Origin of the sequence: Sulfuricella sp., assembly GCA_041651995.1 — a bacterium.
Taxonomy (GTDB): domain Bacteria; phylum Pseudomonadota; class Gammaproteobacteria; order Burkholderiales; family Sulfuricellaceae; genus Sulfurimicrobium.
The window spans coordinates 351,376-378,108 of the sequence record JBAZID010000001.1; the positions used below are offsets into that span (position 1 = coordinate 351,376).

Below are 26,733 nucleotides of genomic sequence, written 5' to 3' on the forward strand. Positions count from 1 at the left end.
GCAAAAAGAGCAATCAAGCGCCCAGTTTTGCCTTGATCAGGGCGGAGACCTGGCCCATGTCGGCCCGGCCCGCCACTTGCGGCTTCACAGCGGCCATCACCTTGCCCATGTCTTTTACGCCAGCAGCACCGGAGGCGGCAATTGCGTTCACCACCAGCTGCTCCACTTCGGCATCGGACAGGGCCTGCGGCATGTAGGCCTGAAGCACCGATACTTCAAATTTCTCGACATCCGCCAGATCGTTGCGCTTGGCGGCTTCATACTGGGAAATCGAATCGCGGCGCTGTTTGAGCATCTTCTCGATCACCGCAACCACTTGCGCATCATCCAGCTCGATGCGCTCATCCACTTCGCGCTGCTTGATGGCGGCCTGGAGCAGACGGATAGCCGACAGACGCGGCACATCCTTGGCGCGCATCGCCGCTTTCATGTCTTCGGTGATGCGCTCTCTGAGACTCATGAGCGGGAGAAGTCTTGCTTAGTACAGCTTGGTCGGCAGCATCTGGCTGCGCAGGCGCTTGTAGTGGCGCTTCACGGCAGCTGCGCCTTTGCGCTTGCGCTCGGCAGTGGGCTTCTCGTAGAACTCGCGGGCACGCAGTTCGTTGAGCAGACCGGAACGTTCGATGGTACGGCGAAAACGGCGCAATGCGACGTCAAACGGTTCGCCTTCTTTTACGCGGACACTTGGCATATCAGTCTTTCTCGACAGAAATTAAATGGGAAAAGCGGAGATTCTAACAGAGTGAGCCTGTTTTTCCAAACCCTGATCGCTGCTTTATACAATAAACAAGGGCCGCATGATTTGCGGCCCTTGTCACTTACGCTTGCTGCTGAGTCGAAACGGAAATTACATCATGCCTTCCATGCCGCCCATCCCACCCATGCCGCCGCCCATGCCACCACCGGCGGAGTCGTCCTTCGGCAGTTCGGCGACCATGCAATCGGTGGTCAGCATCAGGCCGGATACGGAAGCAGCATTCTGCAACGCATAGCGGGTGACCTTGGTTGGATCGAGCACGCCCATTTCCACCATGTCGCCGTATTCGCCGGTACCGGCGTTGTAACCGTAGTTACCCTTGCCTTCCATAACCTTGTTGACCACGACGGAAGGTTCGTCACCACAGTTGGCAACGATCTGGCGCAGCGGCTCTTCCAGGGCGCGCATCACGATCTTGATGCCGGCATCCTGTTCGGCGTTGGCGCCCTTGAGTCCGGCAATCGCGGCACGGGCACGCAGCAGGGCAACACCGCCGCCAGCAACAATGCCTTCTTCAACGGCTGCACGGGTAGCGTGCAGTGCGTCTTCCACGCGGGCTTTCTTCTCTTTCATTTCCATTTCGGTCGCGGCGCCGACTTTGATCAGTGCCACGCCACCGGCCATCTTGGCCACGCGTTCCTGCAGCTTCTCGCGGTCGTAATCGCTGGTGGACTCTTCGATCTGCTTGCGGATCTGCTTGACGCGGCCTTCGATATTCTCGGTGTCGCCATGGCCGTCAATGATGATGGTCTCTTCCTTGCCCACTTCGATACGCTTGGCTTGGCCCAGATCGGTCAGCGTGGCTTTTTCCAGGGTCAGGCCCACTTCTTCAGCGATCACGGTGCCGCCGGTGAGGATGGCGATGTCTTCCAGCATGGCCTTGCGGCGGTCGCCGAAGCCCGGCGCCTTGACCGCAACAGTCTTGAGGATGCCGCGAATGTTGTTCACCACCAGGGTGGCCAGCGCTTCGCCGTCCACGTCTTCAGCGATGATCAGCAGCGGACGGCCAGCCTTGGCGACTTGCTCCAGTACCGGCAGCAGATCACGGATGTTGGAAATTTTCTTGTCGTGCAGCAGGACGAAGGGATTTTCCAGCAAAGCAAGTTGACGGTCCGGATTGTTGATGAAGTAAGGAGACAGGTAACCGCGATCGAACTGCATGCCTTCCACAACTTCCAGTTCGTCAGCCAGGCCGGAACCGTCTTCCACGGTAATCACGCCTTCCTTGCCTACCTTGTCCATCGCCTCGGCGATACGCTCGCCAATAGATGCGTCGGAGTTGGCGGAAATGCTGCCCACCTGAGCGATTTCCTTGGTGGTGGTGCAAGGCTTGGAAATTTTCTTCAGCTCTTCAACGGTCGCAGCGACGGCCTTGTCGATACCGCGCTTCAGATCCATCGGATTCATGCCGGCAGCCACATACTTCATGCCTTCCTTGAGGATGGCCTGAGCCAGCACGGTTGCAGTGGTGGTGCCGTCGCCGGCCACGTCGGAAGTCTTGGAAGCCACTTCCTTCACCATCTGTGCGCCCATGTTCTCGAAGCGGTCTTTCAGCTCGATTTCCTTGGCCACGGAAACGCCGTCCTTGGTGATGGTGGGGGCGCCGAAAGAACGCTCCAGAACCACGTTGCGGCCTTTAGGACCGAGGGTTACCTTGACTGCGTTAGCCAGAATGTTGACACCTGCCACCATGCGGTGACGTACGTCATCACCAAATTTTACGTCTTTAGCTGCCATGTTCTAAATCTCCTGATCTTAAATGTAGGGTGGGTTAGCTGCGTAGCAGCGTAACCCGCCATGTTGCGATGTGCCGGTTCACGGCCTGCGGCCTAACCCGGGCTACGCGGTTATTTAGCCTTCGATCACACCCATCACGTCTTCTTCGCGCATCACCAGCAGCTCTTCGCCGTCAACCTTGACGGCCTGGCCGGAGTATTTGCCGAAAATCACCTTGTCGCCCACTTTCAGGGACAGCGCGCGCAGTGTCCCGTTATCCAGCACCTTGCCTTCGCCCACGGCCTGAACCAGACCCATGTCCGGCTTCTCTGCCGCATTGCCGGGCAGCACAATACCGGACGAGGTTTTTTCTTCGGCTTCCAGGCGCTTGACGATCACGCGGTCATGCAAAGGACGAATTTTCATTGCTTGAATCTCCTGTTGGTTTAACTTTTTGAAATTCCATGGCGACGGAGTTGTTAGCACTCACGTCTGGCGAGTGCTAATAATAGGGATTGCATCTTCATATTTCAAGGGCATTCTCATGACAACCATGCCGTTCACCAACAAAACCACCTGATTTACCTGTCAAACCGGAAGCCATTCATAAGGTATCGTGTGGATATTTGAGAGAGTGACCGCAAACTTCATGGATAACGCGCCACAGCCGGAAATTGTTTGGCCTCTTACCTGCGCTCGCGCCTGCCAGCGCGATATCCTTTTCCATCAAAAGCGTAACGTGTCATGACCTGTCCATGGTTTTGGCCGGCAGCCAGCAGGCTCGGCTGCATGGTGCCGATATTTCTCAACCCACAAGACCAGCCTGGCAATTCAAATGGGTCGTTCAGGCCATCGATCGTTCCAACCGGGTGGGCGCACTCTCCGCGCAGGACATAAATATCCCAGCGCATGGTGTCGGGATGGAGGCCGGGTTCATTACATGGCACCAACATCACGGGCGAGCTGCACCCATCCAGATCCAGTTCCGTTACCACATGCGTCGCCACCTCCCAGCTCAACCGGCCATCGCGGCTGACGACGATGCCCTTCACCTGCGGCAGCGGCAGGCACGGCCCGCCCAGCGGGGGGGGGTCGCGTTTCATGGCTGGTTGCTCCAGTTGTCGCGCACGGTGTTGCGGATGAATGTGGCGTAGGCAAGGCGCAGGGCGGCATCGATCGCTGGCGTCGCCTCGATGATCATGGGCAGCAGCATCTCGACACGGGCGCGCGGCGTCGCCAGGGACAGGTACTGGTCGGTCAGGAACAGCGCCTGGCTGGGGCCACGAGCACCCGGCACCCAGCGCTGCCAGGGCACCGGCGCGATATCCTTGCGGATCTGGAGATCGCGCCCGGCGGCGGCCTCCATGATTGCCAGGCGGTTCCAGATGGCGGCCACCGTGGTCTGCTCGCGCATGGTCGGCAGGGCGCGGCGCGGGCGGCGGATGTCGAAGGCCCCGGCCAGCAGGTAGAACACCTGCTCGTAATAGGAATTGGTCCAGCCTCCGCTGCTGCGCGAGGTGTCCATGGTGTCGTAGGCATTGCTGGCATCCTGCTCCGCCCAGATCAGCCAGGACTCCAGCCAGGCCAGGCCTTCCTGCGCCCGGGTTCGCTCCGCATCGCTCATCCCCGGCGCGGTGTCGCCGCGCACTGGCGGCGCGCAACTATCCGGCAAGCCCGCCAGGCAGCGGATCAGGAACACGAAGCTGTCGGTGTTTTCCAGCGCCAGGCTCGATGGGCCGATGAAGGAAATCAGCCGGTTGGCGTCATAGGCATAGTCCACCGTATCGAGCGAGCCGTGGCCGGATTCGTGGACCAGGATCAGGGCCCGGTTCTGCGCCGGGGTCAGCCCCGCGTATTCGTCAATGGCCGGATCGAAGAACAGGTCGCAGAAGGTCTTGTTCGAAGTCGCGCCCACGCCATTGTTGTAGGCGATGGTATTGGAGCAGCCCCCATCGCAATCCGTGCCGCGCTGGCGGCGCACGCGCACCACGCCATCGATGTGGCGCCGCCAGGTGCGCAGCTTGCCGCGCACCTGGTCACGCCGGGCAGGCGTGCCGAAAAACGTGGTCAGGGCGCTATCGCCGTCGGCGTCGCCCGGTACCAGCTTGGCGATGGCCGTGTCCATCAGACCCAGGCCGTCTGTGATGGCAGCGTTGAGCTGGGTCGTTTCCGCCGGCGTCAGGGGCGGGTTCGCCTGCACGCAATTGGTGGTGACGGTGGGCGAACAGCATACCTGCGTGGTGGGGGCGGCGCCCGGTGGCACGACCTCGACCTTGCGCCGGGTCTGGTAGATCAGCACCCGGCCGCTGGCGCCGGGCTGCGGGTCCGGAATGCGCAGCACAGCCGCGGGCGGCGTGCATACGCCGGGGTTGCCATGCCCGGCGGCGGCGAAAGCGGCATCCACGGCATTGATGCGCGCAGTCGCCAAGAGGTCGCCGAAGTCGATGCGCTCATCCTCGCTGATGAAGCCGCGCAGGGTCAGGGTGCAGCCGCGATGGCTGCCGGTCAGGCGCTGGACCTTGGCCGTATCGGTCGCGTCGAGCGAGGACGAGCCGCGGGCAAAAAAGATGTCCTCGTCGCGCCCGCCAGTGACCTCCCCGCCGACCTGGTACTGCTCTTCCGGCACGCTTCCCGCCAGCCGCACTGGCACCGTCAGATGCGAGCGCACCTCGTCGAGGCAGCGCAGGGTGGCCTGCTCGACCACCCCGGGCTCAGGCACGGCAATCGACTCCGCGGTCTGGAAATCGATCACCGCCTGTTCCGTCACCGGCCCGAATATCTTGTCGACACCGTCGCTATTCGGGCCGTAGCTGCCGAGATCGTAGCCGAGATCGGCCAGTGCCTGCTGGATCAGCCCGATGGCCGCCGGGCAGTCGCTCCAGCGGCGCAAGGAGTAGGTTCCATTGAACACCTGCATAATGGTGAGCTGCTGTGGAAAAAACACCGGCACGGCGCGCCCGGCGAGCACTGTCGGGTCGCACTGGCGCTGCACCTGTGGCGTGACACCCGGGCCGGCCTGCTGCACCACATGGGTGAGTTCGTGCGCCAGCAGGTGCCTGCCTTCTTCGGTCTGCGTCTGGTATTCGCCCGCGCCGAACACGATATCGCTGCCCAGGGTAAAGGCGCGCGCGCCCACCGAACGGGCCAGTCGCGCCGCCGGTTCGCCGCTATGGATGCTCACAGCCGAGAAATCGTGGCCGAAGCGGGGTTCAAAAAAACCGCGCGCCGAGGGAGGCAGTGGCATGCCACGCCCCTGCAGCCCGGCCATGTCCGCCGCGAAGCCATCCGTCACAGCGGGCAGGTCTCCGGGCATGCGCTTGGCCTGTAATTTTTTCTCGCGCAGCTCTTCCTCGCACTCGGTGCACATCCGCTGCACTTCATCCCCTGCTGCATGGATGCCGGACCCGGCCACCCCATGCATCACCTCATCGGCGACCCGGTCGGCCTCGCGTTCCAGCGGATCATGCGGCTGGCTGACGCTGAGCTTGGCCTGAATGCCGCGCAATGCCTGGCGCACCGGCGAACGCGGGGACAAGGCCGGGCTGGCCGCCACGGCAGCTGTCGTGGCGCGGGCATTGGCAAATTGCGTGGTGTGCATGATTACTCCTGCTCCTCTTGCATAAGCTGGTCATGGTTCGCGCCAGTACAGGCAGCGCTCACGGCCCCAGCTGCCGGATACGCTGGCTCAGCCTCTGCTGGGCGCTTCGGACCGCAGCAGCGAGGGTGTTGCCGCGACCGGTGTAAATCGGGTTGTCGGGCCGCGTCCAGGCCACGGCATTGGGGCCGATGCCATCCTGCTCCCGGTTCACCACGGAGTCGTTGGAAACGAAGAACCGCTCCCCTTTGCGCCTTATCTGCGCCAGCGCATGGGCATCGTCCAGCGTATTGCCGGCCCGGAGCTGTTGATCGCTGGCGCGCACGCCAATGATGAAGCGCTCGACCCGGCCGCCCGCCAGTTCAAGCAGGCGCGCGCCGAGAAGCGCATAACCGCTGCACACCAGGCTGCGCACGCCAACGGCTCCGGGTGGGCGGGCAAAGATGTCGTCGATATTGGCCACGGCGAGGTCCCCCATGCGCGTGACGACGCCATGCTCGAAGAAAGCGCCGGCAAATCGTTCATAGGTCTGGCGGACAGCGGCATTGGGCTGCTCTCTCAGGCTCGTGAAATAAGCCTGTGTGTCCGTCTGGGACGGCACCAGGGCGGTAGCTCGCCCCAGGGCCTGATCCATGCCGCCACGCACATCCAGCTGCGCCTTGATGCGCCGGGCGGCAGCGGCGATGAATTCCAGCCCGCGATCCATCGGGCCGCTACCGAACAGGCGTTCCAGGTCCTCGCCGATCAAGTCGAGCTGGGCCCGGTGCAGCCCGATGTCGGCGGCGCCGGGCGCATTGGCAAAGCCCTGGCTGCTGAATGCAATCAGGTAACGCAGCAGGAACATCACCTTGCGCGCTGAACCCGGCCACAGCCCCAATTCCCTCGCGCTATCGCGCACATGGGTGCGCAGGCGGCGGGCCTGTTCGCGCACGGTATCGATAGCCTCCTGGCTGATGCCCTCGCCAAGCGCGATCAGCGCGGTCAAATCGCGCTGCACCCGGTCGCCTTCATTGGCCAGCGCGTCGATATTGGCGCGGGCCTGCGTGTCGCGCAGGCCCGTCATGATCGTTCCCATCTCGGTATCGGCCTGGCGCAGGGCAATGCGCGCCCGCATCACCCCGTACTCGCCGTTGATTTCGCGGCGCGCGGCGCTGAGATGATTGTCCAGCGCGTTGAGATTGCCGGACAAGCCGCTGCTGCGCGTGGCGGCGGTCTCCATGTGCGGCAGCGCCTCCTGCAGGCGGGTGACGGACTGTTGCAGATTGCCGCGCTGCGGCGCGGGCAGGGTGGGTATCAGTATTGAGCTGGCCAGGTTCTGGCTGCGGGTAGTGTCCCCAGCCCACTCGCCCACTGCGCGCGCGCCCTGCCCGGCCTCGGCCAGCCGCCGTTCCTGGCGCCGCCGCGGCATGACGAAGCTGTCGTATCTTCCGGGCTGGCTGCGCAGCGCCTGGCGGGCGGCGGCCACATCCAGCGCGCCCTGGGCGCTGCGCGTGTCCCACAGCGCCACGACCCCCGGCACCCCCGCTTCGCACACGAAGCGCCGCGCCTCCGGGCTCTGGCGGATCTGCCGTTCCAGGGGTTGATATTCCGGCCCCAGCGCGTCCAAGAGCTGGATCGAGCGATCGAGATGCATCAGCAACCCGACCCGCCCGGGCAGGATGTCATCCGTCTGACTCAGACAGGCCGTGACGCGCTCGTCCGGTTGCGCCGGAAGCGCGTCGCGCTGCAGGGTGGATGGGGCGCTGCCCGATGACTGCTGCACCACATGGGTGAGCTCGTGCGCCAGCAGGTGCTGCCCAGCCGTGGAGCTGGGAGCGTATTCGCCCGCGCCGAAAACAATATCGCGCCCCAGGGTAAAGGCGCGCGCGCCCACCGAGCGGGCCAGGCGCGCCGCCGGTTCACCGCTGTGGATGCTTACAGCAGAAAAATCACGGCCGAAACGGGGCTCAAAAAAGCCGCGCGCCGAGGGCGGCAGTGGCACGCCGCGACCCTGCAGGCTGGCCATGCCCTCCGTAAGCTCATCCGCCACAGCGGGCATATTCCCGGCAATGGGCCTGGCCTGAATTTTTTTCTCGCGCAACTCATCCTCGCACTCCTTGCACGTGCGCTGCACTTCGGCGCCAGCCGGATGGATATTTGCGCCTGCCACCCCATGAACCACCTCATCGGCCACCCGGTCGGCCTCGCGTTCGAGCGGATCGTGTGGCTGGCTGACAGCGAGCCTGGCCTGAGCGCCGCGCAGGGCGCCTCGCACGCGGGGGCGCTGCGCGAAACCAATGAGGGCGCCAGCCACCGCAGAAATGCGGATTTTCGTGCAGTGTTCGTCAGCCATGATGGAGACCCCCCGCCAAGAAAAACATCAGTCTTCCCGGCCCGTTGTGCCGTTAACCCAGATAATCCATTTGGGCGTAGGTCGGGCTTCAGCCCGACATGTCGGGTTAAAACCCGACCTACAACTCTTTGATTTTCCGATACCCAAACGGCTAATGAACTAGCTGGGTTAATACTCGTGAGCTAGCTGCTCGACTCCTGTCGTTCGCTGGTGCCGAAACTATAGGTTTTCTTCCCGCCAAACAGGCTGAGCGGCACCAGCGCATCACCCACCATCCAGTAATCAGCGGCGCCGCTGGATTTCATTTCGACCGCGGCAGCATGCACACAGTTGGTGTCACGCTTGAAATCGCCGGGCAGGGCAGAATAGCCATAACCGGAAGGATGAAACTCATAACGGTCCTTGAACCAGACGTGAACCATGCCACTCGCGCTATCCACTTCATATTGCAGGATGTCAATCGCGCCCAGCGCATACTGAAAATCCTCAACGTCATAGTGATATTGCTCGATCTTGAGCGACCCCGACAGCGGCGAGGATGTCATTGCCCCGGCGATGGCGCCCTGCACGCCCACATCCCGGCGGACAATATCGGCGATATCCACAGGAAGGTCCACTCCTCCACCAGTCAGGAAGTGATCCAGGTGTTTTTGTGCCAAAGGCCAATCGCTCATCTCATGATCGCGCGCCAATGACAGCACCTTGGCTGGCGAATAAAAGGAACAGGCAAAACCCATGGGAGTAAAGGCGCTCGAATCCTTTTGCACATCCGCCCATTTACCTGTTGGCAGGTGATCATGACTGATGCCTGGCGTAAATACGGTTGCCGGGAAACTTGCCTCGGGGCCCGGAGGGGCGCTTGCCTGACGCATGATGGCGGCGTCACCGCCTTGCTGCTGCACCACATGCGTGAGCTCGTGGGCCAGCAGGTGCTTGCCTTCTTCGGTCTGCGCCTGGTATTCGCCCGCGCCGAACACGATATCCTTGCCCAGCGTATAGGCGCGGGCGTTGAGCGCGCGGGCGGATTCGGCCGCCGCCGCGCCGGTGTGCACCCGCACGGCGCGGAACGCCATGCCGAACCTCGGCTCGAAGAAATCCCGCGCTACCGCATCGAGCGGCTGCCCCGGGCCGAGGACGGAAACGACATCCTCTCCGGCCGCCGGCGCAGCGCTTTCCGGGCTGCTGCCTTTCCTCCGGATTTCGCGCTTTTCCTCTTCCTCGCAGGCGCTGCATTTCAACTGGACCATCGCCCCGGGCGTGGCCGTAATAGCGTTGGCGATGGTGTCGGCCTCGCGCTCGGCCGCATCGCCCGGCTGGCTTACCCTGAGCTTGGCCTGGACGCCGCGCAGCGCATTCCGCACCCGGAAACGCTGGTTGTATCCAGTTGGCGCGCCCCCGGTCGTGACGGGGGTGCGGTTTGCCGTGCAGTGCAGGTCAGCCATGGTGCAAGTCCTCGCGCAAAAAACGCCTGGCCGCTCAGCGCAGGGTCAGTTTGAGCTCAGCCGCCTTGACCAGCTGCTTGGCCGTGGCAGCATCGATATTGGCACGGTTGAAGGTCGCCGTGTCGGCCCTGGCCAGGTCCGCCAAGGTCAGGACGCCCGCCTCGGTCAGGCGCTTGGCGGTGTCGGCATCGACCTCGGGCAGGGCGCGCACCGGCTGCGCCCTGACCAGCTCGGTCAGTATTTCCTTCTGCCGGACGACCAGGGTTTCCATCTCGCCGCGCATGCCCGCCACGGCGCCGGAAAGCTCGCTGCGCTGGGCCTGAAGCCCGGCGAGCTCGACCTTGAGCGCGCCGACTTCCTGCTGCATCTGGCCCTTGTGCTTTTCCAGCGCCTCCAGTTCCTCGCGGCTGCTCCCCAGATTGGCCATCTCGGCCCGGCGCGCCTCCACCCTGGCGTATTCCGCGTTGACCTCCGCAAGATCGCGCAGCGCCGCCTTGCGCCGCTCGTAACTGTCGATCTCGGCCATGGCCTCCGGCGAAATGCCGGCGACGCCCTTTTCCTCGGCCAGGGTATAGAACATGACCTTGCCGTCCTGCTCATACAGCGTGACTCTGGCGTCCGGCGGCAGATGCACCGGGGCCTGGCGGTAGGCGGCAAATTTGCCTGCGTCCTGCATGCGGTCATAGGTTTTCACCGACTCCACCTGCACGCCCTGGCGCTCCAGGCGCTGCTGCGCATCGTCGACATCGGTTTCGAGCACCTGGGTGCGGTCCAGGCCCGGCTGGGTAATGGCGCTTGCCTCGACCCGGTTCAGTATCGAATCCCTGGCCAGCAGTTTGTAGACATTGAGGTTCTTCTTCTCGGCGCTCCACAGGGTCTTGAAATCGGCGCCCTGGAACATCTGGATGCCCTTGCGCAGCACGCTGCTTTCGACCTGATTGCCGGTCTTGGCATAGGCATGGGTATAACTGCCGATGGCATGTTTCTGATAGAGCTTGTCGAACAGGTCGGGAAACACCAGGCAGCACAGCTCCTCCACGCCTTTCTTCAGCAAGGGGGCGACCGGCACCAGCGACAGCCAGTAGGACATGGCCGGGAAGCTCTTGACGTATTTGCGCTTGGCGAAATTGCACACCTTGTAGATCCTGTTTTCGCGTACCTCGATACCGGCGAGGTAGAGCCTGTCGTCGTCCTCGCACTCCGGGCACTTGATCAGCAGGTGGTGGCAGAAGCAGTCCTTGAGGTATTGCAGCAGGCTGCCGGACAGCCCCCAGAATGCCGCCAGCGCCTCGCCACGATACCCTTCCAGCTTGTCGAGAAAGTCCTGGCTGGTTTCAAGCTCATCGCCGGGAATCACGCTGATGGTGTTGCTGAGGCCGTTGAGCGCATAAACCCGGTCGCTCGGCGCATTGACGGCGATGGACACCGGCGAGATCTGCAGCGGATGGCGCAGGGTGGAGGTCTGGCCGTTGGCGAGGTTGAACAATTGCAGGCGATAGCCGTCTTCCAGGCTCGCCAGCAGACGGCTGGAAGGCATGTGCCAGGCCAGGCGCACGATAGTTTTTTCCACCAGCAGATTGTGGAACGGGATGCTTTCCAGGGCGTTCTCGGAAAAGTCATAGACCAGGATGTGCTTGTTCTCGTCCTTGTTGTCCCAGGGATTGGTGACCACGCACAGCATGGCGCCAGCGCCGGAATCCTTGGCGGGGACCAGCAGCACATCGTCGCTGCCATAAACGACCGCGCCGGTATCGGGCCGCGTCAGGGCCCGGGAAAACTGCGGTGCAAGATTGCTGCCGGCGACGTCCAGCTTCATGCCGACCACGCGGTTGTAAATCCCGCCCACGGCAGTGCCCGAACTCGCAGTGGCGACGGCGCGCTGCGAGGCGAGGTCGATGCTGACATGGCCGCAGGCGTTGAACTGGTACCTCGGCTCCGGGCGCCCGGTTTCGCTCAGGATCGCATCAGTCTTGAAGGCAAACAGGCCAGCGCCCATGCCGATCATCCACAGCTCGTCGCCCTTGGCGGAGAACGCCAGACTGGACATCTTCAACCCGCACAATACGCGCACCGGCCGCCAGGCGTATTTGCCCTCGCCTTCAATATCCGCCATGCCGATCACGGTGTCGCCGCTGGCCAGGCTGGCGATGGCGACCAGCAGCTTGCCCTCGGGGTGAACCGCCACATCCACCACCCGCGCGCCTTCTCCGGCCGGCATTTCGATGATCTGGGTCATTTCCTCCTTTTCCAGATTGAATTCATGGATGGTGTTGTTGGCGGCGCCGCAGGTGAAGGCCTGCCTGCCTTCCGGCGCGAGGCGCAGGCGGGTGTGCCAGCCCTTGGCGAAAATGGTGGAGAGCCTGGTTTCTGGGAAGGGATAATCCGGAAACACGTCGCCCTCGAACATGGCGCAGAAGGTCTTGCTGCGCAGCAGCTCCTGCAGGCGCAGGTAGAATTTCCGGAGGATTTCGTGCTCCTTGTGCGAAAGGAACACATAGCGGCCGTTGTCGTAATTGAAGATCTGGATGGCCAGGTTCAGCAAGGTGATCCAGCGGCGCAGGGTGGGGCCCACCAGGGCATTCTTCTCCTCGGGGTCGGCGCTCAGCTCGTCCTGCAAAGCCTCCACCAGGTCCTTGACGCAGTGCTGGTAGAAATCCATCAGCAGGGTGCCGTCGAGCAGGGCCTCCCAGTTGTTCTCCTTCTTGGGGTCGTATTTCTCGACCTTGAATTCGACCTCGCCATCGGCGCCACGGGCCACCGTCAGCGCGACGCTGCCCTCGCCGTTTTTCAGGATGGCTTTGGCGGGGCTGGCGCTATCGTGCGCCTCGACCAGGGCGAGAAGATCGAAACTGTCCGGCCCTTCCATGACCACGTCGTGGCCATCGCAATCGATGGCGTAACCCTTGCGCACCGACACCTTGCGGCGGCGGCCTTCGTCCTCGCCAGCATCGGGAAGCGTGTCAGGACCGCATTCCACCTGCAGGCCGCAGACAATGCCCCAGCCGTGCAGATGCTTGTTGTGGAAGCGCAGATCGCGCTGCTGGCACAGCCAGTCCAGCGCCTCCTGCACGTTCTCGGCGGGGGTTTCCTTGCAGCCGGTGTTTTCATAGCCCACATTTTCGGCCCACAGATCGGCCAGGGGCGGAAACTCGAAGCGGCGGCGCGCCTGGTCGCTGGCAAAATCCTGCACCTGGCCGCCGGCATCCACGCCGGCCAGCCACAGATAGTGATGCACGATGCCCTCTGGCGCGGCACCGTCGAGCAGGACATCGCCCGGCTGGTGCACCGCCTCGCGCACGGCCGCGAGCCAGTAATCTCCGGCGACGAAGGCCCGGCTGCCGAGCTCCAGCGCCAGCGCCATCGACATCAGGTTGAGCTCGAGCCCGGCGCCCAGCGCCACGTGGCCGTGGGCCTCCTCTCCCAGCCCGGTGGAGAGGGAAACGCCCTTGTCCTTGCCTTCCGTGAACGACCATGCCCCGCCGCTGGAACGTGCCAGCACGCAGTAGCCGTCCCAGCGCCGCACCCAGGGACAGCCCGCGGGCGCGGCCGCCGGATAGGGCGCAAGCAGCTGGCCCCGGCTGGCGCTGAAGCCGGTGGCCAGATGCACGCCGGGATTCTGTTCGCAGGCAAGGTTGAAAAATTCGTAGATCCAGCCGCCCTGATCGAAGTCCATGGGCAGCTGGCCGGTCTTGTGCTGCTCGGCGCCATTCTCGCCCGACCACTTGAGGGTCAGCTCGCCGCTGCCGTCGTTATTTCCCTGCCAGTCGTGCACCTCGACGCGGAACAGGTAATTGCCCACGCGCGCATCGAGGGCCACCTCGCTGGCGCAGGGGTCGCACGGGTCGGCGGCGGAGGTCGAACGCCACAGGGCCAGGGTGAGCGGCGCATTGCCGTGCGGCGGATTGACCGCCGGGTCGGCAGGATCGACCCCGGCCGGGCACCATTTCACCTGCAGCATGGTGCGCGTGCGGGTGCAGGTATCCGCACCGTGCAGGCCGGGGTCCAGCAGTTCGCCATCTTCGAGCGCGAGCACCGGGCGCTCCCACACATCGGCATACAGCACGTAGCCGCTCGGCGCCGAGCCACCGCTCAAGGGCAGCGCCTGCGCCTGGCTGAAATCCGGCTGCGCGGCAAAATCGAGCGCCGCCGTACCGGGCAATTCGGCATGAATGCCGTCCACGTAGAGATGGCCCGGTTGCAGCCTGAAGTTATCCAGCACCGCGAGCCCCCGGTCGCGCGGCGCACCGCTGCCGATGGCGTCGCGAATGGCCTCGTCGACGCGCGTTTTCATCACGTCCATCAGCTCGTTCCAGTCGGCATCGGTGAGCATGCGCCCCTGTTGCTGATAGACGCCGGAATAACGCTGCCCGGGCTTGAAGGTGTTGCGGGAAATCTGCGTTTTCATCCTCTTTTCCTCTCTCTGCCCGGCCACGTTCCGTGGCCGGTGTTATTGCATTCGGTCGGCGCCGCTTTCGGCGGCGTCAGGCGGCTTGCCCTATTCCTGCAGTCATGTAGGTTGGGTTAGGCGCGGTTTTTTGCGCCGTAACCCAACAAACCCAAATCATCCAAGCATCGGTGTTGAAGATTGGGTTTGTTGGGTTACGCGATAAAGCCGCTAACCCAACCTACACCTTTGCAGCGCATGTTGCGTAATCAATGGGTTCAGACACTAGCCCTGTTTCTTCAGCGGCGCCGGACAGGCCAGGCTGGTGGCCGGAATCACCACCGCCTCGATCCCTACCGGCAGAAAATCCTGCAACTTGCTCACCATCGCCTCCCACTGCAGCACGTAGCCGCGGCTGTGGAACGCGCCCATCTCGCCGCCGTCCTCGGCACCGTGGCGAATCTCCGCCAGGCAGGCCGGGTGCAATACGCCGCAGGGGCGATCGCCGTAATGGCTGGTGAAAAACAGCGGCTTGGCGGTGCTGCAGCGGAACACCGCCACGGCGCCCATGTCCGTTTTCGACAGGCGCGAGTAGCGGATGCAGCCGGCCTGGGGTGGTTTTTCCTGGGTCGGATGATCCTTCTGCACGATGCCGGCAAAAATGCAGTCGCTGGCATCGAGCCACTCGCACACGGTCTTGCGCAGCACGGTGCAATACTCCAGCCGCATCAGGCCGGTGGCAGTGCTGACATCGCGGAACAGGCAATCGCGCGCGCTCAGCGCCGCCACGGCGGAGCCGGAAAACTGCGCCACCACTCTGGGCGCGGCCACGTTGCGGAGAAACAGGCGGCCATGCTGGCAATTGACGGTGGCGGAAAAGGCAAAGCCCTCGATGTGGTAATCCTTGTGCGCTGACAGGGTGGCCGGGCCGGTGAAGCGGATCGCCTGCTTGCTCCTGTTGCGGATGCGATAGCTGGCGGCATCCTCGGTAATTTCCACCAGCGCCTGATATTCCGGTTTGGCGCGGTCTGCCCACTTGATCTCGGTGATGTCGCCGGGGAAGAAACCCGGCTGGGGCTCGGCGTACAGCAGCAGGGTGCGCGGGTGATGATGCCCCTGGCGCCAGTCCGGGGTGCGGAAGTCCACCGTGCGGCGCGCGGCATCGTCGTAGCTGCCGGGGAAACACGGCATGCCCTGCGGGGTGCCCTGCACCCAGTCCCTGCCGCCCAGGCAGGCCGCCGGATGTTGAACCGCCCGCGAAGGATGCCGCAGATCCAGCGTCAGCGCAGCCAGGCCGGGGTGGCGCGCGGCCTCCGACGGAATGTTCATGTCCGGCTCGGGGCTGACGCCGAAATCGCGCGCCGGCAGCAAGGGCATGTTCAGCCGGGCCGTGGTGGCCACCCTTTGCCAGCCCTCGGCGATCTCCACCTCCACATCGCCCACCGCTTCGGCAATCTCCTCCACCACCCACGGCGTGCCCTTGCCCTGACGCCACGCCACGCCACGGGCGATTTCCTCGCGGCGTCCCTTGGCCTCGTGCGAGACCAGGCGCACATCCAGCAGCCGGGCAAAATACGGCAGCACCCAGTCCTGGCAGGCCAGGCCCTCGGGCGGCGTATCAGGGAAGCTGTCGGCGTGCAATTGCTCCAGGGTGTGCTGGATGGCATCGAGCAGGCCGCCAAACGCGTCCAGGTAATTTTCCAGATCGCCGTTGTCGCGCTCGCGGTAGATCGCCGGCAGGGACTGATAGAGGCGGGAGCCGTGCACTGTGGTGGTCATAATACGAACTCCCTGGTCTGTACCGTCACGCTCGAAAGGGCCGCGTCCAGGATCAGCACCTGTTCAGGCGCGGGCTGAACGAGCCGGATCTGGCCGCCAGCGCTTTTGAGCACGCGCGGCTGCGGGGTGATGGCGGCGAAGGCCGAGCCGCCGATCAGGCATTGGGAATTGAGCACGCCTTCCACCGCCTCCACCACCGCGATCACCTCGCTGGGGTAGAGCGGCTGTCCCAGCCGTCTCTGCTTGAGGGCAAAAGCAGCAAGGAGCGCGGCCTGAACATCAGCCTGCACCTCCTCGGGCACATACTGGCTGCTGTCCACCTGAACGGAGATGTCGAGATCGAACGGCACCGCCACATGGTTGACCACCTCGACCCGCGTGCCCGGCAGATCGTGGGCTTCGAGAAAATCCCGCAGCGTGGTGGCCAGCTCGCCCAGCGCGCCGCCACCGGCGGGCACCACCACGACGCGGATGCGCTCCTGTTGCGCGCCCTGGTTGGGCAGGCGCAGGGCGCGGGCCTGCCACACGCTGCTGTTGCGCTCGGCCAGGCGTCCGTAATCCTCCACCGAAACGGCCCGCTCCAGCGTAAACAGCGCTGCCGGGGCATTGCTGCGCAGCGAAGCGACCGGCTCGCGGTCATTGCCGCCGCTGGCCGCGACTGGCTGGCGCACCTTGTCGATCAGCACATGCGGCTTGACCGGTTTTTCCAGGCTGCCGGCGGCAAGGTTGCCGCCCAGCCCGGCGCCGCTGCGGTAGCTCACCCGGATGTTGCTGGAGCCGGTGGGCAGACGGCGGCCATGCTGTCCGTCGCCAAAGGCGATCTGGACATGGCCTTGCTCGCTGAGACGGGCGGTGTAATGCGCATCCGTGGGCTCCGAATCGTCCAGGGCGGAGACTTGCTGCCAGGCCTGCTCGCCAACCTTTACTTCGATGGCGGCCGCCACGCCTGCCGCCATGGCGCTGTCGGCAATGAAGGCGACATCCTTCTCGGCCAGCGTGAAATCCTGGAAGCTGCGGGTGGCATCCCCGCTGCCCAGGATTTTTGCCGGCTTGCCCTCGCCGTGCCCGGCCATCGCCACGTTGGCGCGCACCACGGTATTGCCCAGGGTGTAGCCGTCAGCGCCAGGAGGCATGCCGTCGAGCGTGATGGCGCCGCTGGCGGGGTCCACGGCGCTCAGTTTCGCCGCCCAGCCCTTGAGGCTGGCACCGCTGCCGTCGAGCTGTTCCAGCACCACGCGGCGGCCTGCCTTGAGCAGGACAGGCCAAGTGCCGCTGGCGGGCATTTCCAGCAGCAATGGCGAGGCGAGGGCCGTGGCATTGACGTTGTAATCCTGCGGGCGAAGGCTGTCCTGCATCGGGCCATAGAGGCGCAGCAGCGTAACGGGGGCAGTCACGAAGCGGAGGGTGAAATCGGCCTCGCGCCTGAGGACTTCCTTCACCACCAGCACGCTGTACTGGCCGGGAGCGGTTTCGCCGATCACCCGGTCGCCGCCGGCAAGATCGCCCGGGCTGCCGGGAAACACGAAATCGCCTGCCGGCAGCGCCGCCGCGACGCTGGCAGCCGCCGCCGCGCCCTGCGGCACCATGTAGAGTGCACCAATGCCAGCCGTGGCCTCGATCTGCTTGTAGCTGCTGGTGAATCCGTATTCAGAGGAACTGTGGGTGCTGATGAGCGCGCTGGAAGGCGGGCTGGAAGCGCCGCTCGCCGTCGTGCTGATGTCGAGATACTGCGCCGGAAAACGCAAGACAGCGGTGCTGTCGGCACTGATTTTCTGCACGCGATAGAGCGCCGTGCCCGCGCCAGGCAACGATGTACCGGCCAGTTTCACGCTCTGTCCATCCACTGCCGCGACGGTGTCGTAGCGCCAGCCGCCCTGCTGCCAGGCGATGCGCTCGCCGGCTGCCAGCCCATGCCCTTCTGGCAGGCGGATCACGCCGCTGCCGTTGAGGCTGGGTTTGTGGATGCTGGCCGGATTGAACCACAGCCAGGCATCGCCGCTGTGCCAGCCACTCCAGTCGTCGCCGGTATTGACGGCCGCCAGGGTGAGCTGGCCGCTGGCGCTGACTGCGCCTGCCTTCACCACATGGCATGTGCCCGTCGCCGCATTGTGGAGCAATGCCAGCGCGCCGGCCGATACTTCCTGCTTCCCGCCCAGCTGCCACTGCGCGCCGGACAAGGGCGCCGGCGACCAGTCCCAGTGATGCGGATGCAGTTCATTCAGGGATGCAGCGGCCTCGATATCGTCCAGGGTCTCGAACAGGATGGGCGCACCTGTTTTGGGGGTGTGACTGACCTGGAAGCCCCTGGCCAGCGTGCCGCCCTGGCCGGGCTTGGCCAGGAGCACCAGCGGCGTGCTGGCCGAGGCCGGTGGAGCCGGGTGGTAGCCGATCATCTCCACCAGCCGGCGCACGTTTTCCCATTGCGTGGCCGTGCCGAGGTAGCCCTCGTTGGCACAGGCGTCGAGGTATTCCGTCAGCACATGCGCGGCACGGGCGAAACTGCGCCCGATCTCCCAGCCCCACTCGCGTTGCAGCGCGCCATATTGCGCCTCCAGGCGGGCATTGCGCTGCGCCGTGGTCTCGCTGGCCGGGATGCCGGTATCCAGCGCGCTCCAGGCGGGGAAGCGCGCCAGCAGCTCCTGGCGCAGATCCTCGAGATAAGTCGCCGCGTTGCCGTCCACGTAGCGGAATTTCTTCAGGCCGGCGCGGTTCCAGCGGGTCAGGTCGTAGCTCATCCCAGGCGTCCTCCATGCATGACCAGCCGGTAATAACCGCGTTCGGGGCGGGCGGGGTCGTTGTCGCACACGGCGATCTTCAGGCCCTTGAGTTCGACATGGCCGGTCTCGGTCTGATCGGCGAACTGGCTGCCGATGCGCTTGAAGCGGTTGACGCACACATGGGCCACGCCATCCAGGGCCATCAGCGCCTGCACCAGATCGCTGGCATGCAGATCCTCGCCAAAGCGCAGCCTGCCGGGCTCGAAGAAGCCGCCCGGTTCCATGCCCAGCGCCTGGCGGGCGCTCTCGCGCACCTCGGACTGGAAAAACTCCGGCTTGACGCGCAGCGAGACAGAGAGACTGATCCCCACCGGGATCGCGTCCAGCAACAGCACCTCCTGCCCCACCATGCGATAGGCATCCAGGAAGGGGCGCAGGATGGAGCGGAAGCTCGGATTGGCATCCCAGTCCGGCACGCACAGGCCGCGCTCGGCGTGAAAGATTTCGACTTCGCTTTTCAGCTTGCCGGGCAGCCCGGGCGGCGTGACATCGAGCGGGGTATTGCGCCAGTTGATCAGCGCCACGCGCACCACAAACCACGATCCTCCCCACTGCTGCGAGGCCGCGGCCCGCAGCACCAGCGGATGATCTTCCAGGCGATGGGCGTAATCCTCCAGCGTCACCATGCGGCGCTGGGTGAATATCTCGCGCGGACCGGCGCGGCGGGCCTGCTCCATCGCTGCCGGATTGCTGAACCAGTAGGCCTCCAGCAGTTTTCTCTGTTCGACCGGGTCGGCTTCGCCGGGGTCGATCTCGCCATGGGCCTGGGCCAGGCGGATGGCATCGTAGGCGATCATCGACAACAGGCGCCGCACCGATTCGGGGCGGCGGGCTGTCGCCAGATAGCCCTCGCCGGCAACGCGGTCGAGCATGTCGGAGAGCTGGTCGAGCATTGCCGCCAGCTGCTCGACCAGCACCACTTCCATGTCCGCCGGCGTCCAGCGCGTGCGCTCGGGGAAACGCGCCGCCAGCTCTTCCAGCATGAACAGGCGGAAGCCGTCGTAATCGCGCACAGACCAGTCGAAGTCATCGCCCACCCTGGGCAAAGGCAGCGGCAGGGATACCTTGCGCTCCCCGCAATCGGGGCAGACGCCCGCGAAATTCAATAGCGGAACTGGAGTCTCGGCCATGGCTGCCTCACGTCAACGCAATTTCATAGGACTCGCCCTGCCCGATGGTGGACAGGGCGTAGCTGATCACTGCAAACATTTTTTCCTCCTCGCGGCGCAGCTCGACTTGCAGGGATTTCGGATCGACCTCGCCGCGCAGGGCATCGCCGAGAGAATCGGTGAGGCGCTTGCGCAGGATCTCTGCCAGCACCGAGTCATTCGGCTCGAAGATCACGGCGCGGATGCCCGCGCCGAACTCCGGACGGAACACGCGCTCCCCCGGATCGGTGAACAGCACCTGCACGATCTGCTCGCGCACGTGATCGCGGCGGCTGGACGTGGCCGCCCCTGCCGCGCCGATGCGCAGCGGAAAAGCCAGATAGGACGGATCGATCAGGCGCGGCATGGCTAATCTCCTTTCAACTCGTCATCACCTTGCTGGACAGGCTGCTCATCTCGCCCTGCGGGATGGGCGGCCCCGAGGGCCCCATGCCCGTGGGGTGGATATGGGTGGCGAACAGGGCCAGAAAACTCGGCCCCTTGATCACCGGTTCGCCGCCCTGGCCGCCCAGCATCACCGCCGAGCCTTCCACCGTCACCGTGGCCGAGGCCTTGACGTTGACGCCGGACGCGCTCATTTCGATCTTGTTGCCATTGGCGTCCTGCACCGTGGTGCCGCTCGCCGTCATGGTCAGCTTGTTGCCGCTGGCATCCTGCACTTCGACCTTGCTGCCCTGGACATCCAGCGTGACCTTGGCGCCGTTGGCGTCGGTAAGCAGGATCGTGCCTTGCGAATCAATGCTCATCTCGCTCCCGGCGGGGTGGTGCAGAATGAATTTTTCCTGGCCGGAGGCATCGTCGAACTGCAGGCGGTGGCCGGACGGCGTCTTGAGCAGGCGCGTGGTCGGCGGCGCCAGCGCCGCCTCGGACGGCACGTCGCCGCCGGCCTGCCAGAAGGTGCCGGTCCAGATCGGATGCGACAGTTCGCCTTCCTCGAATTCCACCCACACCTGGGCACCGGCCTCGGGCACCATGAACAGCCCCTGATCGGCCAGGCCGCCAAACGGCAGGCACGGCAAGGCCCAGCCGGTGACGCTGTCGCCCAGGATCGAGGGCACGCGCAGCTTGATCCGGCCCAGCTGCTCCGGATCGCTGTTGTCCACGACAAAGCCCCGGTATTTGCCGTAGTACTTGTTCTGGATCTGGCGTGCCAGTTGTTGCAGCAGTTCATCCATCATGATTCCTTCACAGCACCCCGGCCAGTACGCTGCCCGCCGTCGGCACGTTGTCGCCGTAGGCATTGCGCAGCAGGGTGAAGCCCTGGTTGTAGCCATCCGCCGAAAAACGGTGGTTCACGCTATCCACGTAATACGTTCCAGCCAGCCAGTCGCCCACGCCGTCCACCGCCACCGGCAGGCCCACCTGCAGCACATGGCCGTACTGGGTGCCGTCGAGATCGCCCTCGGCGCGCACGCGCAGGGCATTCTCGTTGGCCTGGCGCTGGGCGCGGGCCTGTAGCTCGGATTCGTTGCGCCCGCCCTGGCGGCTCATGCGCCAGGTGAAGTCGCGCAGTCCGGCACCCTGGCTCTCGGCGCTCTGCGTGCCCATGAGAGGCAGGTCTGGCGCGACCGTCTGCTCGCTGACCGCGTCCCCTTCGCTGGCGGCGAGCTGCAGCATCACCCGCTCCGGCCGGTGGCCGTCCGAACGCGCCGAAAAACGGCTGCAGTGGGTGTCCGGCCCGGCATAGACCAGAACGGTTTCCTGCGGCGCCGCGCTCACCCGCAGCGGGCCGAAGTAGATCTGGCCGGCATGGAAAATCAGCTCGTAGCCATTGGCCTCGGCGCGTTCGCGCAGGAAGGCGATGTCCGTCGCGTCCTGGTTCAGCACCAGGCCGGACTGGCCGCTGCCCGAATCCGGATGGGGGGCAAGGCCGTAATCCCCGGCGATGGCGGCGAGAATCAGCAGGTCGGTCGCCGGCGCATCCGCGCCCCAGTTGCGGCGGCGCTGTTCACGGTCCAGCGCCAGCGAATCATCCTGGCATTCCACCGTGACGCTGGCCTCGCCGGCATTGCGCGGATAGTCGGCCGCCACCTCGCGCACGTAGCCGCGGAACACCTCTTCGCGGCGTGACCCGAAAGCGGCCTCGATCCTGAGCGTGGCCCAGCTCGCGAACACGCCCGCATCCTGCACCGACCAGCGGCCATGCTCGTCGCGCCGCGTCTCGAAGCGCAGCCGGGCGGTGGCAGCGGCATTGCGCGATGCCGCCACCGTCACCTCGCTGAGGAAGGGGTAAAAATCGGCGATCTCCCGGCCCATCACCGTGATGATGCATTCGGCCGGTTCGCGCTTCTTGCCGCTGAGCATGTCGAGCAGCATCGGCTACTCCCTCGCGCGCGGAATCAGGATGATCCGGCCCACCTGCTCCTCGGCCAGCAGCATGGCCGCATGGGCGAATTCCGGATTGGCATCGGCAATGCGCCACCACAGCCGGTCATCGTTGTAGTAGTGGCGCGCCAGGTGATCGAGGCGGTCGCCGCTCTTGACCACATGCTCGACCACGCCGCTTGCCGCGCCGATGACGCGCGGCCGCACGCCGGGAAAACGGCTGCCATCCTCGCCAGCCTCGAACGCCCTGGCATTTTCATAACGCGAGCCTTTGAGAAACATCTAGAACCCTCCTCCTATCGCCGTAGCGATGGTATTCCCGGTATTCAGGGCCGCCATCGCCAACTGGCGCACCTTCTCCGTCTTGAAGAAGGGATTGTTGCCCTCGATCACCTGCATGGTGAGCGACACGTTGGCGCGGTAGGGCACCAGCGACGGCAGGTGCGCGTTTTCTTCCACCCGCACGCTGGTGAGAAATACCGGCAGGATGTGCGTGCCCCACACGAACAGCAGCACCGAGGCCGATTCGTCGCGCTGGAAGGCGCGCCCGCCGCCCAGGCCCAGGCTGGACAGCATCTGCAATCCCCCCGGCCCCTGCGACTTGGGTTCGAGCATGGAGCGCAGGGTCGCCAGTTCCGGCTCGATGCCGACCGTCTCGGCCATGCCGCCTTCCATCAGGCGGTCGGTGGCATCGATGAGAATCTCGATGCTGAATGTCTCGGGCTGCACCGTGACCCCCTGCGAGGCGCGGGGTGTTTCGGTCGGCAGAAAGAAATCGTAGCCGCCGCGCGTGCCCGGCGCATTGCCGCTGCGCAGCTGGATGGTGCGGGTGCGCGACAGGGTCCTGGGATTGAAATCGAACACCAGCGCCAGCGGCGGCAGCGACAGGCCATATTCCACCAGCGCCGCCTTGCTCACCTTCAGCATGATTCCCCCCCCTGCCTCGCGATTTGCCCCTGCACCGCCACCGCCAGATGGCGCGCGATCTGCTGGTCGCTCCAGGCCGGCTGCACGCTCTGCGCCGGGAGATTCACCTGCGACACGTTCAAGCTGCCGCTCCAGGGCAGGCGGGCGAGTTCATCTCCCAGGCGGCGGGCGATGGCATCGGCGCGATGTTCCAGGCCGGGCGGCAATTGCAGGCGGATGCGGTCGATGGTGAGATTCATGAATTCCATGTCGCCTCCTCGGGCAGCCAAGGCGCCAGGGCGCCCAGGTCCGCAGGGTTGAGTTCGCGCCCGTCCTTGGCCAGCTCGCGCCACACCGCCAGGGCGATCTCGGGCAAGCCGATCGGCCGCTGCGTGCCCGCGGCGACAAACGCGGCATGCAGGGCGGCGTTGCGGATCGAGCCGCCGGTCAGGCTCAGCGCCGCCCCGAGAAACAGCGGGTCGACATCGGGCAGGCGCGGCGCGCGCGGCGGCAGCAGGTGGGACCACAGCAGCGCGCGGCCAGCCGCATCCGGGCGCGGGAATTCCACCACCACCTGGAAGCGGCGCATGAAGGCGGGGTCGATGTTCTGGCGCAGATTGGTGGTGAGGATTACTGGCCCCTGGTGCGCCTCGATACGCGCCAGCAGGTGGCTCACCTCCATGTTGGCGTAGCGGTCGCGCGCATCCTTGATCTCGGCGCGCTGGCCGAACAGGCTGTCGGCCTCGTCGAACTGCAACACCAGCGCCTTGCCATGAGCCGCATCGAACAGGCGATTGAGGTTCTTTTCCGTCTCGCCGATGTATTTGCTCACCAGCCGCCCCAGATCGACGCGGTACAGCGGCCAGCCCAGCTGGTTGGCGATCACCGCCGCGGCGAATGTCTTGCCCGTGCCGGAGGGGCCGCAGAACAGCGCCAGCGGCCCGCCGCCGACGTCCCCGCCCCACTGGCGGCCAACGGTGTCGCGCTGCTCGATCCAGTAGAGGAATTCATGCAGCTGGACCATCACCTCGGCCGGCAGGATGAGGTCCTCCCAGCGCGCCGCCTGCCATACCCGCGTGGCGCCGGGCGGCGCCGCTTGCGGCTCAGGCCAGCCCATCAGGCGTGCGGTCATGCCGGGCCCGGCCATGAGCGCGGCGTACCACCCCTGCCCCTCGCTACGGATCACATGCGCCCGGCGCAAGGGTGAGCTTTCTTCGAGCCAGCCCAGCAAATCACGGGTTTCGTCCTCGTCCAGCGCCAGCAGTTCGCGCACCAGGGCCACGCTGGGATAACTGTGCTGGGTTCCCGCCTGCAATTGCTGGTACAGCCAGCCGATGCGGGGTTCGATCTCCGGCCCCAGGACCAGCGCCGCCAGGTCGTAGGCCAGCGGCTCCCATTCCTCGCTCGCCAGGGCGCGCCAGGGCGAATGCGCATGGCGGCGCAGCCGCTCCACCTCGCCCTGCAGCTGTTTCAGGCGCTCCAGCAGGGCTTCCGTCAGCGCCTTGCCCTGACGTTCCTGGCCCAGGCTGTAGGCCAGCAGCTCGATCCGCTCCCACTCGGGGCGCAGACTGGGCAGGGCGAGTTGTTCGACGACGGCGTTCATGATTGATACAGATTGATCAGCACGGGGTTGCTGCGCACGGTGAGATTGGCGCCGTCGCTGCCGCGCACATAGCTGCGCTCGGCATAAAGCACCGCCTGGCCGGTGTGATTGTTGAACGGCAGGGCGACCGGGTGGGTCGTGGCGGTTGCGGCCTGTGCCGGGTCGAGCATTTCGCCGCTCGCGCTGGCATTCACCTCTGCGCCATTGACAGCCCAGCCGCTGCCGCTGTCCCAAGTCTCCCAGCGCAGCGTCACCGCGCTGCCCGCCGGCCCCGCGATCCATACCCGGGGCGTAAAGCCCGCCAGCGCCGGGCTGCCCAGGGCAAAGCTCAGGCTCTCCACGCAGCGGCCCTGATAGACCAGGCAGATCGAAGGCACCCAGTCTTCCAGCACGCCATTGACGCGGCGTGCTGCAACTTCCGGCTCCCACACCTGCCCGTCGGCGCTGAAGGGCGCGTGGCGCGCATCCATGTTGCCGTACACCTGGGCGCCGGTGCTACCCACCAGCGGGCTGCCGCTATCGCGCTGATGCGGGATGATCGGCGCCAGCGACAGCTCGTATGCAACCGACGGCCGCAGCGCCACATCGCCCTGCGTGCCCCACAGGTGGTTGAGGTCGTCCAGGCCGATGGGGTTGTGCAGCACTTCCATGCGCACCTGCTCGCCCTCCAGGTTCAGGACGCCCATCAGCGGCTGCTCGTGAAAAATGCGCACCACTTCTCCGATCAGGCGCATGTCGTTCTCTCCCGCGCTGACCTGATTCTCGGCACGGCCAAAGGCGGTGATGAGGCAATACATGCGCATGCGCCAGATTTCATCGGGTGCGGCAACATTGAACATGCCGGCGGGTTCGATGCGGTAGAAAAACAGGTTGAGCCGATGATCGTTCGCCGACGCCTGGGCCGCCGATGCCGGGTTGCCGATCAGGACCCGGATGTTGTTGGAGTTGGCATTCATGGCCGTTGCCAGGAAGTCGGCAATGCTGCGGCAGACGCGCGAGAGGGTAGATTGAGGCAGGGCCATCGCTCACAATCTCCGCAAATAGTGGCGGCTGGCAAGGTCCGCGGACGCAGGCGGCTGTAGTGGCCGTGCCGCCTGCTCGGGCGCCAGCACCACGATATCGATATGGCCGATATGCACCTGGGGTCCGGTATTCAAGGTTGCACCCTGGCCCGGCCCGGGGCGCCGCGCAGGCGAGACGTCCATTGCCGCTGGCGCAGGCGTCACTGGACGCGACTCGACGCTGCCCTGAATCGCGGCTTCCTGCTGTGCCAGCGTGGAATATTCTGCAATGTCTGGTGATGATGCCGCCTCTGTTGCCACTCGACTTACAGGTGCGGCAGCAACCGCCTCAACTCCGGCAGCGGCGCGTTGTGGCGCAACAAGCTGCAAATCCATTCCTTCCGGCTGCCGCGGCATTGCGACTTGCCGCTGTTCCTGCTCAAGGGGTCCGTCTCCGGCCTTCACGGCCAGATCCGGTACAGCCACGATGCCACTGCCAGGAGCCGGCCTCTGCGTCGGGGCGCTTGCATCGGCCATGGCAAACCCTGCTGGCTCAGCCTCGATATGTACCTGCGGGTTCTGGGGCTCGATGCATGGCACGGTCTTTTTTCCGCCCGTGGCAAGGATAGCCACGGAAGTTAATGAATCCGGTTCTGCAACCCTGCCGCGAGCCGCTACAACCGCCTCTCTCCCGCTCCGGCCGGAATCAGGTATCGCTGGCGGCTGGACGGCGCCATCCGGATTCCGGGCCCCATGGCTCGCATCAGGCCGCGGCGCAGCGGCCATCTCTTCAGCCTGATATTGCGGGTGCGCTTCAGTCACAACATGGCCGGGATCATCAAGCGAATGTTCCAGAACATTCTCTCCCCCTGGCCCGGAACCGGGCCGGAATGCCGCCGTGGGTGCCCGCTGCGCGTCGCTGATGATGTCGCTGAAAAATCCCATGC

General features: G+C 65.0%; 21 protein-coding genes. All 21 read right to left on the minus strand.

The window, feature by feature from the left end:
• Positions 1-13 precede the first annotated feature (13 nt).
• Complete coding sequence (locus WC392_01675) at positions 14-460, minus strand: GatB/YqeY domain-containing protein (GenBank protein ID MFA5241062.1); 447 nt, start codon at positions 458-460, stop codon at positions 14-16.
• A gap of 18 nt (positions 461-478) precedes the next feature.
• Positions 479-691 (minus strand): 30S ribosomal protein S21, encoded by a 213-nt coding sequence (gene rpsU / locus WC392_01680; GenBank protein ID MFA5241063.1) that lies wholly within the window; start codon positions 689-691, stop codon positions 479-481.
• Positions 692-847: 156 nt separating this feature from the next.
• Complete coding sequence (groL, locus tag WC392_01685) at positions 848-2,494, minus strand: chaperonin GroEL (protein MFA5241064.1); 1,647 nt, start codon at positions 2,492-2,494, stop codon at positions 848-850.
• A gap of 114 nt (positions 2,495-2,608) precedes the next feature.
• Entirely contained in the window at positions 2,609-2,899 is a 291-nt protein-coding gene (locus WC392_01690) for a co-chaperone GroES (GenBank protein MFA5241065.1), read from the minus strand.
• Between the two features lie 260 nt (positions 2,900-3,159).
• Entirely contained in the window at positions 3,160-3,576 is a 417-nt protein-coding gene (locus WC392_01695) for a hypothetical protein (protein MFA5241066.1), read from the minus strand.
• Positions 3,573-6,071 (minus strand): DUF4157 domain-containing protein, encoded by a 2,499-nt coding sequence (locus WC392_01700; protein ID MFA5241067.1) that lies wholly within the window; start codon positions 6,069-6,071, stop codon positions 3,573-3,575. The genes WC392_01695 and WC392_01700 overlap by 4 nt, the downstream gene beginning before the upstream one ends.
• Positions 6,072-6,129: 58 nt before the next feature.
• Positions 6,130-8,400, minus strand: a complete 2,271-nt coding sequence (locus WC392_01705; protein MFA5241068.1) for a DUF4157 domain-containing protein — start codon at positions 8,398-8,400, stop codon at positions 6,130-6,132.
• A 182-nt stretch (positions 8,401-8,582) separates the two neighbouring features.
• The gene (locus WC392_01710; GenBank protein MFA5241069.1) at positions 8,583-9,842 is read right to left on the minus strand and encodes a DUF4157 domain-containing protein; all 1,260 of its coding nucleotides are present in this window, start codon (positions 9,840-9,842) and stop codon (positions 8,583-8,585) included.
• Positions 9,843-9,876: 34 nt separating this feature from the next.
• The gene (locus WC392_01715) at positions 9,877-14,247 is read right to left on the minus strand and encodes a DUF6519 domain-containing protein (protein ID MFA5241070.1); all 4,371 of its coding nucleotides are present in this window, start codon (positions 14,245-14,247) and stop codon (positions 9,877-9,879) included.
• 264 nt (positions 14,248-14,511) lie between these two features.
• Positions 14,512-16,005: a phage tail protein gene (locus tag WC392_01720; GenBank protein MFA5241071.1), complete on the minus strand. Its 1,494-nt coding sequence runs from the start codon at positions 16,003-16,005 to the stop codon at positions 14,512-14,514.
• Positions 16,002-18,740 carry a putative baseplate assembly protein gene (locus tag WC392_01725; GenBank protein MFA5241072.1) on the minus strand — a complete coding sequence of 913 codons (2,739 nt, stop codon included), beginning with the start codon at positions 18,738-18,740 and terminating at the stop codon, positions 16,002-16,004. Before WC392_01725 ends, WC392_01720 begins: the two co-directional genes overlap by 4 nt.
• Entirely contained in the window at positions 18,737-19,912 is a 1,176-nt protein-coding gene (locus WC392_01730) for a hypothetical protein (GenBank protein ID MFA5241073.1), read from the minus strand. The genes WC392_01725 and WC392_01730 overlap by 4 nt, the downstream gene beginning before the upstream one ends.
• 7 nt (positions 19,913-19,919) lie before the next feature.
• Positions 19,920-20,297: a GPW/gp25 family protein gene (locus tag WC392_01735; protein MFA5241074.1), complete on the minus strand. Its 378-nt coding sequence runs from the start codon at positions 20,295-20,297 to the stop codon at positions 19,920-19,922.
• Between the two features lie 13 nt (positions 20,298-20,310).
• A complete protein-coding gene (locus WC392_01740; GenBank protein ID MFA5241075.1) occupies positions 20,311-21,129 on the minus strand; it encodes a phage baseplate assembly protein V in 819 nt (272 codons plus the stop codon).
• A gap of 7 nt (positions 21,130-21,136) precedes the next feature.
• Positions 21,137-22,267 (minus strand): hypothetical protein, encoded by a 1,131-nt coding sequence (locus WC392_01745; GenBank protein ID MFA5241076.1) that lies wholly within the window; start codon positions 22,265-22,267, stop codon positions 21,137-21,139.
• Between the two features lie 3 nt (positions 22,268-22,270).
• On the minus strand, positions 22,271-22,558 hold the full coding sequence (locus tag WC392_01750; GenBank protein ID MFA5241077.1) for a hypothetical protein: 288 nt from the start codon (positions 22,556-22,558) through the stop codon (positions 22,271-22,273).
• Positions 22,559-23,203: a hypothetical protein gene (locus WC392_01755; GenBank protein MFA5241078.1), complete on the minus strand. Its 645-nt coding sequence runs from the start codon at positions 23,201-23,203 to the stop codon at positions 22,559-22,561. It abuts the gene before it with no gap.
• Complete coding sequence (locus WC392_01760; GenBank protein ID MFA5241079.1) at positions 23,197-23,451, minus strand: hypothetical protein; 255 nt, start codon at positions 23,449-23,451, stop codon at positions 23,197-23,199. Before WC392_01760 ends, WC392_01755 begins: the two co-directional genes overlap by 7 nt.
• Positions 23,439-24,785 (minus strand): ATP-binding protein, encoded by a 1,347-nt coding sequence (locus WC392_01765; GenBank protein ID MFA5241080.1) that lies wholly within the window; start codon positions 24,783-24,785, stop codon positions 23,439-23,441. The genes WC392_01760 and WC392_01765 overlap by 13 nt, the downstream gene beginning before the upstream one ends.
• On the minus strand, positions 24,782-25,807 hold the full coding sequence (locus WC392_01770; protein ID MFA5241081.1) for a DUF4255 domain-containing protein: 1,026 nt from the start codon (positions 25,805-25,807) through the stop codon (positions 24,782-24,784). The genes WC392_01765 and WC392_01770 overlap by 4 nt, the downstream gene beginning before the upstream one ends.
• Before the next feature lie 3 nt (positions 25,808-25,810).
• Positions 25,811-26,731, minus strand: coding sequence for a hypothetical protein (locus WC392_01775; protein MFA5241082.1), 921 nt, complete (start codon positions 26,729-26,731; stop codon positions 25,811-25,813).
• Positions 26,732-26,733: the final 2 nt, after the last annotated feature.